Origin of the sequence: Herbinix luporum, assembly GCF_900070325.1 — a bacterium.
GTDB lineage: Bacteria > Bacillota > Clostridia > Lachnospirales > Lachnospiraceae > Mobilitalea > Mobilitalea luporum.
The window spans coordinates 2492461-2511097 of sequence record NZ_LN879430.1 but is presented as its reverse complement, the minus strand read 5'-3'; the positions used below and the strand labels follow the sequence as shown (position 1 = coordinate 2511097).

The 18637-nt window shown below is 37.5% G+C and carries 17 protein-coding genes; 11 read left to right on the top strand and 6 right to left on the bottom strand.

Features of this window, described 5'->3' with window-relative positions:
• Positions 1-263 precede the first annotated feature (263 nt).
• The 5 genes from ileS to SD1D_RS11560 all read left to right on the top strand — a co-directional run bounded on the left by ileS (position 264) and on the right by SD1D_RS11560 (position 7626).
• Entirely contained in the window at positions 264-3452 is a 3189-nt protein-coding gene (gene ileS, locus SD1D_RS11580) for an isoleucine--tRNA ligase (protein ID WP_058259055.1), read from the top strand.
• A 95-nt stretch (positions 3453-3547) separates the two neighbouring features.
• Positions 3548-3865: a cyclic-di-AMP receptor gene (locus tag SD1D_RS11575; protein WP_058259054.1), complete on the top strand. Its 318-nt coding sequence runs from the start codon at positions 3548-3550 to the stop codon at positions 3863-3865.
• A gap of 268 nt (positions 3866-4133) precedes the next feature.
• Complete coding sequence (gene tig / locus SD1D_RS11570) at positions 4134-5264, top strand: trigger factor (RefSeq protein WP_058259053.1); 1131 nt, start codon at positions 4134-4136, stop codon at positions 5262-5264.
• A 274-nt stretch (positions 5265-5538) separates the two neighbouring features.
• Positions 5539-7134 (top strand): DEAD/DEAH box helicase, encoded by a 1596-nt coding sequence (locus SD1D_RS11565; protein WP_058259052.1) that lies wholly within the window; start codon positions 5539-5541, stop codon positions 7132-7134.
• A 108-nt stretch (positions 7135-7242) separates the two neighbouring features.
• Complete coding sequence (locus tag SD1D_RS11560) at positions 7243-7626, top strand: Fur family transcriptional regulator (RefSeq protein WP_058259051.1); 384 nt, start codon at positions 7243-7245, stop codon at positions 7624-7626.
• Between the two features lie 92 nt (positions 7627-7718).
• On the opposite strand, the gene SD1D_RS11555 is transcribed toward SD1D_RS11560, so the two are convergent.
• From SD1D_RS11555 to SD1D_RS11535, 5 genes are read right to left on the bottom strand one after another with little or no spacing between them, the layout of a single operon-like run.
• Entirely contained in the window at positions 7719-9467 is a 1749-nt protein-coding gene (locus tag SD1D_RS11555; protein ID WP_058259050.1) for an NADH-dependent [FeFe] hydrogenase, group A6, read from the bottom strand.
• A 13-nt stretch (positions 9468-9480) separates the two neighbouring features.
• A complete protein-coding gene (locus SD1D_RS11550; RefSeq protein WP_058259049.1) occupies positions 9481-11268 on the bottom strand; it encodes an NADH-quinone oxidoreductase subunit NuoF in 1788 nt (595 codons plus the stop codon).
• Between the two features lie 17 nt (positions 11269-11285).
• A complete protein-coding gene (locus tag SD1D_RS11545; RefSeq protein ID WP_058259048.1) occupies positions 11286-11657 on the bottom strand; it encodes a (2Fe-2S) ferredoxin domain-containing protein in 372 nt (123 codons plus the stop codon).
• A 49-nt stretch (positions 11658-11706) separates the two neighbouring features.
• Entirely contained in the window at positions 11707-12264 is a 558-nt protein-coding gene (locus tag SD1D_RS11540; RefSeq protein WP_058259047.1) for an ATP-binding protein, read from the bottom strand.
• A gap of 11 nt (positions 12265-12275) precedes the next feature.
• Positions 12276-12770 (bottom strand): NADH-quinone oxidoreductase subunit NuoE family protein, encoded by a 495-nt coding sequence (locus tag SD1D_RS11535; protein ID WP_058259046.1) that lies wholly within the window; start codon positions 12768-12770, stop codon positions 12276-12278.
• 367 nt (positions 12771-13137) lie between these two features.
• Between SD1D_RS11535 and SD1D_RS11530 the strand changes: the two genes are divergently transcribed.
• From SD1D_RS11530 to asnS, 6 genes are all read left to right on the top strand, one after another.
• Positions 13138-13494: a DRTGG domain-containing protein gene (locus SD1D_RS11530; protein WP_058259045.1), complete on the top strand. Its 357-nt coding sequence runs from the start codon at positions 13138-13140 to the stop codon at positions 13492-13494.
• Positions 13487-13921 carry an ATP-binding protein gene (locus SD1D_RS11525; RefSeq protein WP_058259044.1) on the top strand — a complete coding sequence of 145 codons (435 nt, stop codon included), beginning with the start codon at positions 13487-13489 and terminating at the stop codon, positions 13919-13921. Before SD1D_RS11530 ends, SD1D_RS11525 begins: the two co-directional genes overlap by 8 nt.
• 55 nt (positions 13922-13976) lie before the next feature.
• Positions 13977-15269 carry a [Fe-Fe] hydrogenase large subunit C-terminal domain-containing protein gene (locus SD1D_RS11520; protein WP_058259043.1) on the top strand — a complete coding sequence of 431 codons (1293 nt, stop codon included), beginning with the start codon at positions 13977-13979 and terminating at the stop codon, positions 15267-15269.
• A gap of 36 nt (positions 15270-15305) precedes the next feature.
• The gene (locus SD1D_RS11515) at positions 15306-15641 is read left to right on the top strand and encodes a hypothetical protein (protein ID WP_087758917.1); all 336 of its coding nucleotides are present in this window, start codon (positions 15306-15308) and stop codon (positions 15639-15641) included.
• On the top strand, positions 15634-16347 hold the full coding sequence (locus tag SD1D_RS11510; RefSeq protein WP_058259041.1) for a PHP domain-containing protein: 714 nt from the start codon (positions 15634-15636) through the stop codon (positions 16345-16347). The genes SD1D_RS11515 and SD1D_RS11510 overlap by 8 nt, the downstream gene beginning before the upstream one ends.
• 134 nt (positions 16348-16481) lie before the next feature.
• The gene (gene asnS / locus SD1D_RS11505; protein ID WP_058259040.1) at positions 16482-17873 is read left to right on the top strand and encodes an asparagine--tRNA ligase; all 1392 of its coding nucleotides are present in this window, start codon (positions 16482-16484) and stop codon (positions 17871-17873) included.
• Positions 17874-18014: 141 nt separating this feature from the next.
• Here asnS and SD1D_RS11500 read toward each other — a convergent pair whose 3' ends face one another.
• Positions 18015-18494, bottom strand: a complete 480-nt coding sequence (locus SD1D_RS11500) for a QueT transporter family protein (protein WP_058259039.1) — start codon at positions 18492-18494, stop codon at positions 18015-18017.
• Between the last annotated feature and the right edge of the window lie 143 nt (positions 18495-18637).

The window sequence follows — 18637 nt, the reverse complement described above, 5'->3', positions numbered from 1 at the left end:
AATTACAGCGAGCCGGAGATAGTGCAAGCCCGGTATGAGTAGCGGATGTCTGAAAATCACTCCCTAGTTGCAAGACCCAAAGATAGATTCATATATTTATCCAGTAGGTCAAGCCGGTTTCCACCGTTATATGGATAGTGTATGAATGCCTTTAGCAGTGTATACGAAACAGGTGGTTAGTGATAGCGTAAGCTCTCATCCTTTTTCGGATGAGGGCTTTTTTGTATAATGTATGTAAGTAATTAATAGAATGGAGGATTATTATGTACGATAAAGTGTCGACGGATTTAAACTTTGTCGAAAGAGAAAAGAAAATCTTAAAGTTCTGGGAAGAAAACAAGATCTTTGAAAAAAGCATCGAAGCCGGAAAAGGTAAAAAAAGCTTCACCTTTTATGACGGCCCTCCCACCGCCAACGGTAAGCCCCATATCGGCCATGTGCTGACAAGGGTAATTAAAGACATTATACCTAGATATCGTACAATGAAGGGGTATAATGTTCTTCGTAAGGCAGGCTGGGATACCCATGGACTTCCTGTGGAATTGGAAGTGGAAAAGCTTCTTGGAATTAGCGGAAAAGAGCAGATTGAAGAATATGGACTAGAGCCCTTTATACAAAAATGTAAAGAGAGCGTATGGAAATACAAGGGCATGTGGGAGGACTTCTCCGGAACTGTAGGCTACTGGGTTGATATGGATGATCCCTATGTAACCTATGAAAATGATTATATCGAATCTGTATGGTGGTCATTAAAGCAGATTTGGGATAAGAATTTATTATATAAGGGACATAAAATAGTTCCATACTGCCCAAGATGTGAAACCCCCTTATCCAGCCATGAAGTGGCCCAGGGTTATAAAAATGTAAAAGAAAAATCATTAATTGCAAAATTTAAGTTAAAAGATAAAGAAAATGAGTATATCTTGGCATGGACAACTACCCCATGGACCCTACCCTCTAATGTGGCCCTTTGTGTTAATCCTGATGAGACTTATGTTAAGGTTAAAGTTCAAGTAGATGATAAGGGAAATGTAATAGGCAAAAGTTGCTCATGTGGCCATGATCATGAAGTGGCAAGTCCGGCAGGAGAAGAAAAATATATTCTGGCTGAGGCCCTTCTTAGTGTAATTGAAGGGGATTATGAAATCGAGGAAAGATTTTCAGGTAAGGATTTAGAGTATACCGAATATGAGCCCTTATTTGATTATGCTAAGATTGATAAGAAGGCTTATTATGTAACATGTGACAGTTATGTTACATTAACTGATGGTACCGGTGTTGTTCATATTGCCCCGGCCTTTGGTGAAGACGACTCAAGGGTAGGTAGAGATTATGATCTGCCTCATGTACAGCTGGTGGATGGCAGAGGGGAATTTAAAGCAGAAGCCACAGATATTGCAGGACTCTTTTGTAAGGATGCAGATGAGCCCATTATGAAGATTCTCTATAACAAAGGCTTATTATTTAAGGTATTAAATTTTGAGCATAGTTATCCTTTCTGCTGGAGATGTGACACTCCTTTGATTTATTATGCCAGAGAATCCTGGTTTGTTAAAATGACAGCAGTTAAGAAGCAAATGATAGAAAATAACAATACAATTAATTGGATGCCAGAAAGCATTGGCCAAGGCCGATTTGGGGACTGGTTAAAGAACTTACAGGATTGGGGTCTATCTAGGGATCGTTATTGGGGTACACCTCTTCCGATTTGGGAATGTGAGGATGGACATTTTCACTGTATCGGAAGTATAGAAGAACTTAAAGCTATGTCAGATAATTGCCCTGATGATATTGAGCTTCATCGTCCTTTCATTGATGAAGTTACAATTAAATGTCCAGAGTGTGGTAAGGAAATGACTAGGGTTAAGCCGGTTATTGACTGCTGGTATGATTCTGGAGCCATGCCTTTTGCTCAGTGGCACTATCCATTTGAGAATAAGGAAATTTTCGAAGAAAGATTCCCTGCTGACTTTATCAGTGAGGCAGTTGACCAGACCAGAGGTTGGTTTTATTCCCTCCTTGCAATTTCCACATTGATTTTTGGTGAAACTTCATTTAAAAACTGTATAGTTTTAGGCCATGTACAGGATGAGAACGGTCAAAAAATGTCTAAGTCAAAGGGTAATGCAGTAGATCCTTTTGATGCCTTGTCAAAGCATGGGGCAGATGCCATCCGTTGGTACTTCTCTGTTAACTCAGCCCTATATTTGCCTAATCGTTTCTACCACGGGGCAGTTACGGAAGGACAGAGAAAGTTTATGAGTACCCTTTGGAACACTTATTACTTCTATGTACTGTATGCCAATATAGACCAATTTGATGCAACAAAGTATAAACTAGAATATGATAAGCTTCCGGTTATGGATAAGTGGCTCTTATCAAGATTAAATACTTTGATTAAATCCGTAGATCAGTATTTAGAAAATTATAAAATCACAGAAGCAGCCAGACTGATGAATGATTTTGTAGATGAGCTATCTAACTGGTATGTAAGAAGAAACAGAGAGCGTTTTTGGGCTAAGGGAATGCCCCAGGATAAGATTAATGCCTATATGACCTTATATACTACCTTGGTTGAATTTAGTAAGTTGGCAGCTCCATATATTCCCTTTATGACTGAGGATATTTATCAGAATTTGGTGGTGAATTTAGATAAAGAGGCCCCTGAAAGTATACATCTAAGTTCATATCCTACTTATAATGAGGCCTTTATCCATAAGAAGCTGGAAGAGGATATGAAAGAAGTCCTAGAGATTGTTGTTCTTGGCCGTGCTTGCAGAAATGCTGCCAATATAAAGAATCGTCAACCAATCGGTAAGATGTATGTTAAGGCAGATAATACTTTATCTGAGTTCTTCATAGATATAATTGCCGATGAGCTTAATGTAAAGGAAGTTGTATTTACAGATGATGTGAGAGAATATACAACTTACAGCTTTAAACCTTTGCTTAAAACCCTAGGACCTAAATTCGGTAAACAAATAGGTGCCATAAGAAAGGCTTTATCTGAGCTTAATGGTAATGAAGCTATGGAAGAAATTAATGCTAGCGGAAAGCTTAGTCTTTTGCTGGAGGGTTCCACTGTCTATATCGATAAGGAAGACCTGCTTATTGAAGCTACTCAGGCAGAAGGTTATGTATCAGATTCAGACCATGGAGTTACGGTTGTTCTAGATACCAAACTGACAGAGGAATTAATAGAAGAAGGATTTGTCCGTGAAATTATCAGCAAGCTTCAGACTATGCGTAAGGAAGCAGATTTTGAAGTTATGGATCACATCCGGGTATTTGCTGATAAGAATGAGAAAATCAAAGCTATAATAGAGCGAAACGCTGATGAGATAAAATCAGAGGTATTGGCAGATGATATAGACTTTAGCAAGGTACAAGGATATACAAAGCAGTGGAATATCAACGGTGAAGAAGTTACCCTGGCCATAGAAAGGTTATAGTATTATTTAACTTGTTACATTTACTTTTGGCCGATTATGTAATATAATGATGGTGTAAATATATTAGCTAAAATAATCGGAAAGGCGGGGGTCCCATGAAGCTTATTTATGTAATTGTACGAAATATTGACAGCGGTGATGTTACTGCTGAATTAAATAAACATGGTTACTATGTAACTAAGCTGGCATCAACAGGGGGTTTTTTACGGGAAGGCAATACAACTTTAATGATAGGAACCGATGAAGAAAAGGTAGATGAAGTAATTGATATAGTAAAAAAGGCTTGTGGCCCCAGAAAACAAGTTATTTCAAATCCTGTTGCAACCGGTGAATATACATCTATGAATGTAGTAGTAAATGTAGGTGGTGCCACCATATTTGTCATGGATGTGGATCGCTTTGAGAAAATTTAAAGACTACCTCCTAAATATTTTATTTAAGACATAAAGAGTTGATTCTTAGATAAGGTAAGAGAGAACAAGGTGAACTAAAGCTTGTTCTCTTTTTACCTTTATATTTTGCAAAGGTTCTATTGATACAAGAAAAGTAAATGGTTTAAAAAAATATTATAATTATATTAAATGCTTTATTTTTTAGTCAAAATATGTTATAAATGAATGAGTATAAAATGATATTAGGCAGGGGCTATACTTCCCTGACCTGAAAGGAAAGGATATAAATATGAAGAAGATTATAGCACTTATGGTATTATGCCTTAGTATTATGTTGGCAGTTCTTGGATGTGGCAAGGATAAAGGTAAGGATGAAGAGGAGGGTAAACAGGAGGAAACTCTTACACCTGTAGAAAATGAGGATAATGATACTGAGACAGTAGAGCCCATGGAGAATCCTATAGTTAAGGAAGATTATGATTACAATGATTATATTAAGCTAGGAAAATATAAGGGCATTGAGGTTAAGCTAGAAAAGCTAGAGGTTGATGAGATTGATATAGACATTGCAATTCAGCAATATCTTATTGACCATGACGCAGAGCCTATTGAGGTTACCGACAGAGCGGTACAGTTGGGAGATATCGTTAATATAGACTTTGTAGGATATCATAATGGTGAGCCTTTCGAAGGGGGTTCTGCAGAAGATTATGATTTAATTATAGGTTCAGGAGCATTTATTGAAGGCTTTGAAGATCAGCTGATAGGTGCTAATATAAATGATGAAGTCGAAGTTAATGTGGTTTTCCCTGAGGATTATCCCCATGCTAAGATGGCAGGGGAACCGGCTTTATTTAAAGTTAAGCTTAATGGCATAAAGTATTATGAACTTACAGATGATATTTTAAAGAGCTTGGATTTTGAGACAGAAGAAGCTTATAGGGAAAGTCTCCGCCAAGAATTAGAGGAAAATAATCAAGAGCTAATGGAAAATAAAAGGGCAAATTATATTTACGATGCTGTTGTAAAAGCCTCTGAAATTACCTTGCCTGAAAATTTAGTAGAGTATTATTTATATGACTTTAAAGTCTTTTATCATAATTATGCAGCAAGCGCTAACATGACTTTGGAGAACTTTGTTACAATGAACGGTTATTCTATGGAGGAGTTTGAAGCTGATCAAAAAGACTATGCAGACAGAATGGCAACAAGAGAGTTAATAATTAAGGCTATCAGTGCTGCTGAAGGTATAGAAATAACAGAAGATGAGTTTCAAGATAGAGTAACAGAATATGCAAATGAACAAGGATTTGAATCAAATGAAGAGTTTTTAGAATATGTAAATGCTGATGTAATAAGGGAAGATTTATTATATGATAAAATCATTCAATTTCTTATTGATGAATCCGTAGAGGCATAATTTAGTAATTATTATTATAAAATATTGACAAGAAAATCCTATTGTGTTATACTACGCAAGGTTCTGTTATAAAAAGGATATGGCTTATTAAGGCTCTTGGTCCAATCAGACTAAGAGCCTTTTAATATGGTTTTATATTATAAAATTGTAAAGTGTGAAAGTAAGAAACATTTCATTTAAATGTATATAATATGATTTATTAATTTACAATTATAATGAATATTGTTTGTAGCAAAGTTATTAAGAAGAATAAGTAATTAAGAGAGGGATTTTAATGGAAACAAACGGATTTGAATATATGAATTTATGCCCAGAGATACTTAGGGCAGTAAAAGAGATGGGATTTGAGGAAATGTCGCCGATACAGGCAAAGGCAATTCCTGCTATGTTAAGTGGAAAAGATATAATTGGACAAGCTCAAACAGGTACCGGTAAAACGGCAGCCTTTGGCATACCACTTTTACAAAAGCTAGATCCTAATGATAAATCATTGCAGGCTATGGTCTTATGTCCAACCAGGGAATTAGCAGTGCAAGTAGCTGATGAACTACGTAAACTGGCTAAGTTTATGCATGGTATAAAGGTACTTCCTATATATGGAGGTCAGGAAATAACAAAGCAAATACGCTCCCTTAAGGGAGGTATTCAGGTGATTATCGGTACCCCCGGTAGGGTAATGGATCATATGAGAAGAAAAACCATACGGACAAGTAACATTAAATTAATAGTACTTGATGAGGCAGATGAAATGCTTAATATGGGATTTCGTGAGGATATTGAAACCATATTAAAGGATATGCCAGAAGAAAGACAGACTGCCCTTTTTTCTGCAACCATGCCGGGGCCGATTATGGATATTGCCCGAACATATCTGAATAATGCTGAAATTATAAAGGTTATAAGAAAGGAACTTACGGTTCCAAAGATAGAACAGTACTATTATGAAGTAAGCCCCAAGATGAAGGAAGAGGTATTATCTAGGCTTTTAGATATTTATAACCCTAAGTTGTCTTTAGTATTTTGTAATACAAAGAAAATGGTAGATGAGTTAACAGAAAATTTACAGGGTAGGGGCTATTTTGCCGAAGGACTCCACGGTGATATGAAACAGCAGCAAAGAGATAGGGTTATGAGAAGTTTTCGCAGCGGAAGAACAGATATCCTGGTGGCAACGGATGTTGCGGCAAGGGGTATTGACGTTGATGATGTGGAGGCTGTGTTTAATTATGATGTCCCTCAGGATGATGAGTATTATGTCCATAGAATAGGGCGAACCGGCCGTGCAGGAAGAGAGGGTAAGGCATTTACCTTGGTAGTAGGTAAGGAAGTATATAAGCTAAGGGATATCCAAAGGTATTGTAAGACTAAGATTAAACTTAAGCCCATTCCTTCTATCAGTGATGTTACGGAGGTTAAGGCAGGAAAGATATTGGATAGGATGTTTAATATTATGGAAAATGAAGACCTGTCAAGGATGATTGACTTAATCGAAAGCAGAATTAATGAGGAAGATAAGTACACATCCCTAGATATGGCAGCTGCATTTTTAAAACATCTGATGGGGGATGAAAGATGTGAAACAGAAATTGATAGAGCTTACGGAGATTTTGGAGATACCGGTGCTGAAGAGGGTATGGTTAGACTATTTATTAATATCGGAAAGAAGCAAAAGATAAGACCCGGTGATATCTTAGGGGCAATTGCCGGGGAAACAGGAATACCCGGTAAACTTATCGGAACCATTGATATGTATGATAAATATACCTTTGTTGAGGTTCCCAGGGAACATGCTTCGGATGTTATTCAGACTATGAAGACAGCCAAGATAAAGGGAAGAAGCCTAAATATAGAGCCGGCTAATAGAAAGTAATTACTATTACTTGACGTATTTTGAGAAAATGCGTATAATGATAATAATTACTACTATTATCTAATCAATCGGTATTAGTAATTAGTTATAGTTTAGGAGTTGATGAATATGGCTATAACAAAATACAGTCGGCAAAGAGAGGCTATTAAGGAGTTTCTGTCTAAGACCAAAAGTCATCCTACAGCAGATGATATATACATGAATATCAAGGAGATATATCCTAATATTAGCCTAGGTACCATCTATAGAAATCTAAATCTTTTGGCTGAAAAGGGAGAAATTATAAAGGTGAATGGTATTAACGGAAGTGACCATTTTGACGGTAATACCAAACCCCATTATCATTTTTTGTGTAAAGAGTGTCAAAAGATATCAGATTTAGAAATGGAGCCCATTGATCATATCAATGGCCTTGCCAATGAGAATTTTTCGGGAAAAGTTGAGGGCCATGTAACCTATTTTTATGGTACCTGTCCCAAGTGCTTAGAATAATTATTTAGACTGTATTATAGTAGTATTAAGGTGTACTGATATTTCCTTATCTGATGGAACTATCAGTACACCTTATATTTTACCTAAACTTATTAGTAAGAATTAATTGTTCTTTTTACATAGCTTGTATGAAGTATATCATGGGCCTTATGGCTTCCGGGCTCTTCTAAGAACTCCTCATATAACTGCTTAATAGCAGGGTTTTCATGGGATTTTCTTAATGGCATTAAAGTATCAATATCATATAGAGCTTTTGCCCTTAAGGCTTTGATATCTGTAGTGTTTCTGACATTAGCCGGTTGATGAGGCTGGCCGCCGCCATTGACACATCCTCCTGGACAAGCCATGATTTCCACAAAGTGGTAATTGGACTTACCTGATTTTATTTCTTCTAAAATTGTTCTGGCATTGTTAAGTCCGGAGGCTACAGCTACATTTATATCCATACCGGCTACGTGATAGGTTGCTTTTTTAACACCTGCGGTTCCTCTAACTTCTGTAAAATCAGGACTTGGAAGTTCTTCCTTAGTCAGGGTTTCAACTGCAGTTCTTAAAGCGGCCTCCATAACACCTCCGGTAGCACCAAAGATAACGCCGGCACCGGTGGAACGGCCTAGGGGATCGTCAAATTCTTCATCGGGAAGTGCATGGAAGTTTAGTCCTACCCTTTCAATCATTCTTGCCAGTTCTCTTGTGGTGATTGATATATCAACATCAGGTAATCCGGCAGCGTTTTGATCATCTCTGCCTATTTCAAATTTCTTTGCTGTACAAGGCATAACACTTACCATAACGATTTTTTCCGGATCAAGACCCATTTTATTTGCGTAATAAGTCTTTGTTATGGCACCAAACATCTGTTGAGGTGATTTACAGCTGGATAGATGATCTAACATATCCGGATAATAGTGTTCACAGTATTTAATCCATCCGGGGGAGCAGGAAGTGATTAAAGGCAGTACTCCGCCGTTTTGTACCCGGTCAATAAACTCCGCTGCTTCTTCCATAATGGTTAAATCTGCCGCAAAATCTGTATCAAATACCTTATCAAAGCCAAGTCTGCGAAGGGCAGCAACCATTTTACCCTGAACGTTAGTGCCGATAGGAAGTCCAAAGGCTTCTCCTAAAGCTGCACGAACAGCAGGTGCTGTTTGAACAATTACATACTTATGGGGATCGTTAAGGGCAGCAAATACCTCATCAACATGATCCTGTTCATAAAGAGCACCGGTGGGGCAAACTGCAATACACTGTCCGCAAGATACGCAGCTGGTTTCAGCAAGATCCATTTCAAAGGCACAGGATATATTGGTCTTAAAACCTCTTTCGTTGGCGCCGATTACGCCGATGCCCTGTACATGCTCACATACTGCAGAGCAACGACGACAAAGAATACATTTGTTATTATCCCTTACCATATGGGCAGAGGATCCATCTAATTCATATTCATTACGTTCACCTTCATAGGCAGTTTCATTTTCAACCTTCAAATCATAGCATAGTTTCTGAAGTTCACAGCTCCCGCTTCTTACGCAGGAGAGACATTTTCTATCATGGTCCGAAAGGATTAGTTCCAAGGTATGCCTGCGGGATGCAAGAACCTTTGGAGAGTCTGTGCGAATTTCCATACCCTCGGCAACCGGATAAACACAGGATGCTACCAGGCTTCTTGCACCTTTTACTTCTACAACACAGATACGACAGGCACCGATTTCATTGATTTCTTTTAAGTAGCAAAGAGTAGGAATTTCAATATGTGCCAGTCTGGCTGCTTCTAAGATAGTGGAACCCTTCGGAACATCTATGGATATACCATTTATTTTTACATTTACAGTTTCCATACTAACCTCCATTCTAGCGTATCGATATAGCCTTAAAGCGGCATTTTTCCATACATGCACCACATTTTATACACTTACTTTGATCGATGACATGGGCTTCCTTAACTTTACCGGAAATAGCATCGTTTGGACAGACTCTGGCACATAAGGTACAGCCTTTACATAATTCTTCATCTATAACGTAAGATAACAGTGCCTTACATACACCTGCCGGACATTTCTTATCTACAACGTGAGCTATGTATTCATCTTTAAAGAACTTAATAGTGGATAAAACAGGATTAGGTGCACTTTGACCAAGTCCACAGAGGGAATTTTCTTTAATATACAGACATAATTCTTCTAATTTGTCTATATCCTCAACAGTACCCTTACCCTGGGTTATTTTGTCTAAAATTTCGTATAGTCGTTTGGTACCTATACGACAAGGGGTACATTTTCCGCAGGATTCATCAACGGTAAATTCAAGGAAGAACTTGGCTATATCCACCATACAGTTGTCTTCATCCATAACAATAAGTCCGCCGGAACCCATCATAGAACCGATCTTTAGTAAGTTATCGTAGTCGATAGGAATATCATAATGCTCTACCGGAATACATCCACCTGAAGGTCCGCCGGTTTGTGCGGCCTTAAATTTCTTACCGTTAGGAATTCCTCCGCCGATTTCTTCTACAACTTCACGAAGGGTTGTACCCATAGGTACTTCTACAAGACCGGTATTGTTGATATTACCACCTAGGGCAAATACCTTAGTACCTTTGGATTTTTCGGTACCCATTGAGTTAAACCATTCCGGTCCGTTTAAAATAATAGGCGGAATGTTAGCATAAGTTTCAACGTTATTTAAAAGAGTAGGTTCTTTAAATAAACCTTTTTGTGCAGGGAAAGGAGGACGGGGGCGAGGCTCACCACGGTTGCCTTCTATGGAAGTTAAAAGAGCGGTTTCCTCACCACAGACAAAGGCTCCTGCTCCAAGTCTCAGTTCAATATCAAAATCAAAACCTGTACCAAATATATTTTTACCCAGTAATCCGTACTCTCTGGCCTGGGATATGGCTATTTTTAGACGATTAACGGCAATGGGATATTCAGCACGGACATAAATATAACCTTGGTTTGCTCCGATGGCATATCCGGCTATGGCCATAGCTTCTAAGACTACATGAGGGTCCCCTTCCAAAACGGAACGATCCATAAATGCACCGGGATCACCTTCGTCTGCATTACAGCAAACATATTTTTGTTTTGACTGGTTTTCTTTGGCTAGTTTCCATTTTAGACCGGTTGAGAAACCGCCGCCGCCTCTGCCTCTTAGGCCGCTGTCTAAAAGAACTTGAATAACTTGATCGGGTGTATATTCTGTTAATACCTTTCCTAAGGCCTCATAACCATGGGTTGCAATATACTCATCAATATTTTCAGGATTAATAACACCACAGTTGCGTAGGGCTATTCTATGTTGTTTTTTATAGAAATCAGTTTCATTTATTGAAGTAAATCCATCCTGGGATATGGTATCTTTATAAACCAGCCTTGAAACTATACGTCCCTTTAACAGATGCTCGTTGACAATTTCAGGAACATCCTCAGGCTTAACCAAGGAATAGAAGGTTGCTTCGGGGTAAACAATTACAATGGGGCCTAAAGCACACAATCCGTGGCAACCGGTTTGTACAACTGCCACTTCATCTTTTAGGCCGGCTTTATTTATTTCTTCATTTAAGCACTCTAAAATCTTTGGTGTTCCGGAGGAAGTACAACCGGTTCCACCGCAGACTAATACATGGGAACGATACATAATGTGACCTCCTTCAGCTATCCGATTATCTCGGAGATGGTGTATTTATTCACTATCTGACCACGGATGATATGCTGATCCAGCACTTCTAATGCTTTTTCCGGTGTCATTTTTACATAAGTTACTTTTTCTTTACCGGGTTCTATAACTTCTACAATCGGCTCGTATTTGCACATCCCTATACATCCGGTTTGAGTTACCATAACATTTGATAAACCCTTTTCCTGTACCGCATTAGCAAGGGTGGTCAGTACAGGTCTTGCACCACTGGCAATACCGCAGGTTGCCATTCCGACTACAATACGAGTCTGATTACTCTCTTCATTGCGAAGACCCATCTGCCCCTGCATTTTTTCTCGGATTGCTTTCAGCTCATCTAGAGATTTCATCTGCTTTCCTCCTATTAATATAATAAAATAAGAATTCATAAGATAATGGTTAGAAAAACTGACCTTTACTTACTTCTTTATGGTTTTGGTCTAGATAATCACGAATAAATTTTGCGACTTCTGCTGTATCAAATGGGATATCACCGAGGATTTCCCGCAGCTTTCTTGTATCTAGTTCATATTCAATTCCTTCACATTCATAAATGTAAAGAAAATCAATATTTTGATTAGTCAAAATTAAAGTGTAAATAGTAGAACATATATCTCCCAGTGGCATCCGATCAATATGGGATAATCCAAAGGAAACATCAACTAAAGTTCCTCTTCCCGGTGTGGAATCCATATAAAAGCTTCCCCCCGTAAGCTGGGCAGCCTGTTTTAAAAAGGGGATTCCAAGTCCCACCTTCCTTGTGGAGCGGGTAGTAAAAAAGGGATCTTCTACCTTTGAGAGATCTTGCTTTGACATACCGCAGCCATTATCTCGTATTTTAATTGCCAGGATATCCTTATTTATATGTATTCTAACTTCTATTACGATAAAATCGGCTCCTGCACTAATAGAATTATTTACAATATCCAGAATGTTTAATGATATTTCAGTTAACATCTTAATTCATCTTAATTATATTTAGCCAAAATATCTTCAACGTCATCTGCGGTTATCTTACCATAAACGTCTTCATTTATAGTAATAACCGGAGCCAAACCACATGCACCGATGCAGCGGCAGGATTCTAATGAGAATTTTCTGTCCTCGGTACATTCTCCGTCAGAAATTTTTAATGTCTCTTTGAGTTTGTCAAGAATATCCCCGGCGCCTTTTACATAACAGGCTGTTCCAAGGCAAACTGAAATTTTATATTTGCCCTTGGGGTTAAGTGAAAATTGAGAGTAGAAAGTGACAACGCCATAAACTTTTTCTAGGGGAATATCAAGTTCATTAGAAATAACAGTTTGAACCTCAATAGGAAGATAGCCATATATCTCCTGTGCCTGCTGTAAAATAGGCATTAGGGCGCCTTTATCACCTTTATGTTCAGCAATTACTTTAAGAAGTTTTTTATGCTGCTCGCTAGTTCCGGCAAAAGGTATTGTACTTTGTTTTAAACCCATTATATAACCTCCTCGTTAATATTAATCAGGCCAAAAATCATAACCATTATAGCACGGGATTGTTAAAATATCTACAAAAATCTTTCACAATCATACAACTTTTTATATTACAGAATGTTCTAAATGTTTTAATGATAGAGTTTAATTTTATTTAATATGTATACAAATAGATCTAAATTGATAAAAGGTTTGTTGAAATAAGACATAGTACCTGGTAATTGCTATCAGAGATAAGTTATATTATAATAATTATAATATAATTAAATATTTAACACAATTTTTACATCATGTCTCAAATAATGGTATAAGTTACATAATATAGTTTAGAGGGAATGTTATAAATAATATTAAATGGGAGAGATAGAAGATGACTATCAAGGAGATAAAAGAAGCCCTAAAAGCAAGATTTATTTGCGGAGAAGAACTGCAGCATAGGCAGGTTCACTGTGCTTGCGGCTCAGATATGATGAGTGATGTACTGGCCTTTATGAAGGATAGGGCAGTATTACTTACGGGACTATGTAATCCTCAGGTAATTCGTACTGCAGAGATGATGGATGTGGTCTGTATCGTATTTGTAAGAGGAAAAATTCCTGATGAAACCATGATAGAAATGGCTAAAGAAAGGGAAATTGCCCTTCTAAGTACCGGACATAGAATGTTTTCTGCCTGTGGTATATTGTATGAGAAGGGTCTTCGGGGAGGGGGGCCATATCATGAATGAAAAAATCATCCTAAATTACAATGTAGATTCCGGTGATTTTACCAGAGCCGGAGAAGCTTCCAGTAATGTTAAAAAGAAGCTGAAACTTATGGGGTTTGATCCCAATATTGTAAGAAAGGTTGCCATATCATTATATGAAGGAGAAATTAATATGGTAATTCATTCTTATGGGGGAACAATCCAGGTAATTATATCTCCCGATGTTATAAAAATGATATTAAAGGACAAAGGTCCGGGAATTGAGGATATTGAACTGGCCATGCAAGCAGGCTATACTACGGCTCCGGATAATATCAGATCTTTAGGTTTTGGTGCAGGCATGGGCCTGCCCAATATGAAGAAATATTCTGATGAACTAAAAATAGAAAGCAAATTAGGTCAAGGGACTACGGTTACAATGAAGGTTTACATACCAAAAGAAATGTGATTATGTTAAAAGGATAAAAGATTTTAAATGCTTTTAAAATAAGGGGAGCTTAAGCATGAGTGAATTTTTCAATTCGGTACGATTAAATAAAGAGTTATGCAAAGGGTGCATTAATTGCATCAAAAGATGTCCCACCCAGGCAATTAGGGTGAGGGATGGGAAGGCCTTTATAATTAAGGAATTCTGTATTGACTGTGGAGAGTGTATTCGTATCTGCCCTCATCATGCAAAGAATGCCACTTATGATTCTCCGGATATTATGGACAAATTTGAATATAAAGTGGCTCTTCCGGCTCCGTCTTTATATGGGCAATTTAATAACCTTGAGGATATTAATATTGTACTTACTGCCCTGAAGAAGATGGGCTTTGACCAAGTCTATGAGGTTGCCGCTGCAGCAGAGATTATATCGGAATTAAGCAGAAAATATGTGGCCAATAACAAAGATAAATGGCCAATTATAAGCACTGCTTGTCCCACAGTAGTTCGTCTTATACAAATCAGATTTCCTAATCTTATAGAACATCTTCTTCCCCTATTGCCGCCGGTAGAACTTGCTGCTTCTTTAGCAAGAAAAAAAGCTATGGAAGAAACGGGACTTCCTTCAAATAAAATTGGAGTCATATTCATCTCCCCTTGTCCTGCCAAGGTAACGGCAATAAAATCTCCTATCGGTATAAATAAAAGTGAGATTGACGGTGTACTGGCAATGAAAGAGGTATATACCATCCTACTTCCCTTTATGAAAGAAAGTATGAGTGAAGTTGAAGATTTAGGGGAATCCGGCAGAATCGGAATCGGATGGGGAAGTAGCGGAGGAGAAGCGGGGGCTTTGCTTATTGATAATTACTTGGCAGCTGATGGAATTGAAAATGTGAATCGTATTTTAAATGACCTAGAGGATCAGAAATTTGAACAATTGGAATTTATAGAACTAAATGCCTGTGCCGGGGGATGTGTCGGAGGTGTATTGACAGTAGAAAATCCTTATATAGCCAGGGTTAAATTAAAACGTCTTAGAAAATATCTTCCTGTGGCCTGTACTCACCTTGATAGGAAAGAGCCAGGTAAAAGCAAGGAGGCTTTTTGGACTAAGGATGTACCCTATGAGCCGGTTTTTAAAATAGGAAAGGATATAAAAGATAGTATTAATAAGATGGCTAAAGTGGAAGAGCTTTGTGCCAAGTTTCCGGGACTTGATTGTGGTTCTTGTGGTGCACCGACCTGTAAAGCCTTAGCTGAGGATATTGTTCGTGGAGCAGCTAAGGAAGGAGATTGTATTCATATTCTTAGGGATTATATTCATAAATTATCTGACGAGCTGTCAAGATTAGATAATAAAAAGTAAAGCTATATTATTGTGAAAAGTCTAAGGAGGAAAGCGGTGAAAGTAGAAGAATTAGTTGAATTTGAAGAATTCCGGCTATTAAACGAGGGAAATAATTTAAAAAGGGAGATAAGTGTGCCATATTGCTGTGATTTACTTAGCATAGCTATGTCAAAGATGCCAGAAAATGCGGTATGGATTACGGTAATGGCCAATATTAATACTCTGGCAGTGGCGGCTCTTGCTGAGGCAGCCTGTGTTATTCTGGCAGAAGGAAGCCGGTTAGATGAGCCTGCCATAATTAAAGCAAAGGAGCAGGGCATTACGGTTTTTTATACGGACCAGCCGGTTTTTGAGGCAGCCCTGTTAGTTTACAAAAAACTTAATGCTTAAGCTTTCCTATGATTTACATATCCACTCCTGTTTATCTCCCTGCAGTGATGAAGATATGACACCGGCTAATATTGTAAATATGGCGAAACTTCTGGGACTGGATGTAATTGCGGTAACAGACCATAATAGTTGTAGAAATTGCCCGGCAGTCTATAATTATGCCCAAAAAAATAATATTCTTGTTATTCCCGGAATGGAGCTATGCACTATGGAGGAAGTCCATGTGCTTTGTTTTTTTGAGGAATTGGAAAATGCCATGGCTTTTGATAAATATGTATATGAAAGGCTAATAAAGATTCCTAACAATGAAATGGTATTTGGCAGACAGGAGATATATAATGAGTATGATTCTAAAGTAGCCGAGGAACCATATCTATTAATAAATGCCACAGAAATTTCATTTAACAGCTTGGATAAACTAATGGATGAATTTAAAGGAATATATGTACCGGCCCATGTAGATAAAGATTCTTTTAGTCTATTATCTAATCTAGGATTTGTTCCTATGGAGGCAAAGTTTAAAACCGTAGAGTTTAAGAATAAAAACAAGACAGAAAAACTTTGCAAGACCCATAAATATTTTCAGTCATGTCAAATAATAATAAATTCCGATGCCCATAGTTTGGGTCAGATACAGGAACCGGTTCATTTTATTAATACTAAAGAAAAAAGCAGGAAGGAAATAATTAATGCTTTGACAAGTTAAAGCACTAATTTAGTTTTTATAAGTACAAATCTATAAGAGGGGCTAAGATTCAAGCTTGTAATATCGAAATCTTATGCTATAATTATTTAAAATCATTTATGGACTATTTAAAATTAAAACAAAGGAGTTTGGCTATGGAACTAGTAGAAGTCAGAGAATTGTACCGGAATAAAGATCAATATATTGGTAAAAGGATATCCGTAGGAGGTTGGATTCGCAGCGTAAGGGATTCAAAAACCTTTGGTTTTATTGTGCTCCATGATGGAACCTGCTTTAATACCTTGCAGGTTGTTTATCATGATAAATTAGATAATTTTGTGGAAATTTCTAAACTGAATGTAGGTTCTGCTATTATTGTTACCGGTGAGTTAGTTGCAACTCCCCAGGCAAAGCAGCCCTTCGAAATTCAAGCTGATCAAGTAGTTGTTGAAGGTTACTCAACACCGGAATATCCCCTTCAGAAAAAGAGACACTCCTTAGAATATTTAAGAACAATAACTCACCTAAGACCCAGAACCAATACATTTCAGGCAGTATTTCGTGTCCGTTCACTTATATCTTATGCAATTCATAAGTTTTTCCAGGAGAGGAACTTTATCTATGTCCATACTCCCATTATAACCGGAAGTGATGCTGAGGGTGCTGGAGAAATGTTTAGGGTTACTACCCTTGATTTAGAAAATATACCAAAAACAGAAGAGGGAAAAGTAGATACTTCTTACGACTTTTTTGGTAAAGAGACAAACCTTACAGTTAGCGGACAGCTTAATGGGGAAACTTATGCCATGGCTTTTAAGAATATCTACACTTTTGGTCCTACCTTCCGTGCGGAAAATTCTAATACTACCCGTCATGCCGCAGAGTTTTGGATGATTGAACCGGAGATTGCCTTTGCTGATCTTAAGGATAATATGGAACTGGCTGAGGATATGTTAAAATATATTATTAATTATGTCTTAGAGCATGCTCCGGAGGAAATGAATTTCTTCAATCAATTTGTTGATAAGGGCTTACTGGATAGACTTAAACTGGTGGCAACTTCAGACTTTGGTCATATAACATATACTGAGGCAATTGAAATTTTAGAAAAGAACAACGATAAATTTGAATATAAAGCATTCTGGGGTTGTGACCTTCAGACAGAGCATGAACGCTACTTAACCGAGCAGGTATTTAATAAACCGGTATTTGTAACAGATTATCCTAAGGATATTAAAGCTTTCTATATGAAACTCAATGAGGATAATAAGACTGTGGCTGCAATGGATCTTTTGGTTCCGGGAATCGGTGAAATAATTGGCGGAAGCCAAAGAGAAGATGATTATGATAAGCTCTTAAAGCGTATAGACGAGATGGGGTTAAAGAGAGAGGATTATGAATTCTATCTTGATTTAAGAAGATATGGATCCGTAAGACATGCAGGTTTTGGACTTGGATTTGAACGTTGCGTTATGTATCTGACCGGTATGGGCAATATTAGAGACGTTATTCCTTTCCCTAGAACCGTTAATCATTGTGATTTATAATATAAAATAGCAAGAATTAATAATTAAAATTGCGGGAAGCTTCCAAATATGGAAGCTTCCCTTTTTGTCAGACCTTATTTTTTGTTGTGTAATAATATTATTATACTTTATATATCATCATTAATATATTAATAGATTATGTTAGTAGTTCTTAAATATTATATGTTTAACCTTGTCTAGGGTAAATAATAAAAGCATACCCAGTACCCCTGCGGCAAGTAGCTGTCCCCCTGCGATTGAAACCATCATAAGGGGAATTGATTCCTCTGCAAAGCCTGCATATTTTAATACCCAAGGTATAATAAGGGCATTTACTACTATAGGGGGTATAGGAACAAGAAACTTATTAGCTCTTAACCGATAAGAAAGATAGGCTCCTATAAGAGTTGCCAAAGTCCCAAATATAATATCGAAAATATTACTAAATAAGATATTGCTTAGGAGACATCCTAAGGTAACTCCTGGGATGGCAGCAGCACTAAAGTAGGGCAGAATAGTAAGTGCTTCTGCAATCCTAAATTGAAATGGTCCAAAGCTAGAGTATTGAAATAAAAAGACCAATACGGTGTAGATGGCAGCTATTACTGCCGCTTCAGTTAGATACAAAATTTTCTTATTCATTTTTAATCTCCTTTAGTTTTGTTTTACGTCAGGAAGGTCTCGAACTGACAAGTAGTATCATACAATTAAATATGGCTTTTGTAAAGCCTTATTTTATGGGGTTTTTAGGTGATTTATAATAAATCAGATTTGGTTTTTAAAAA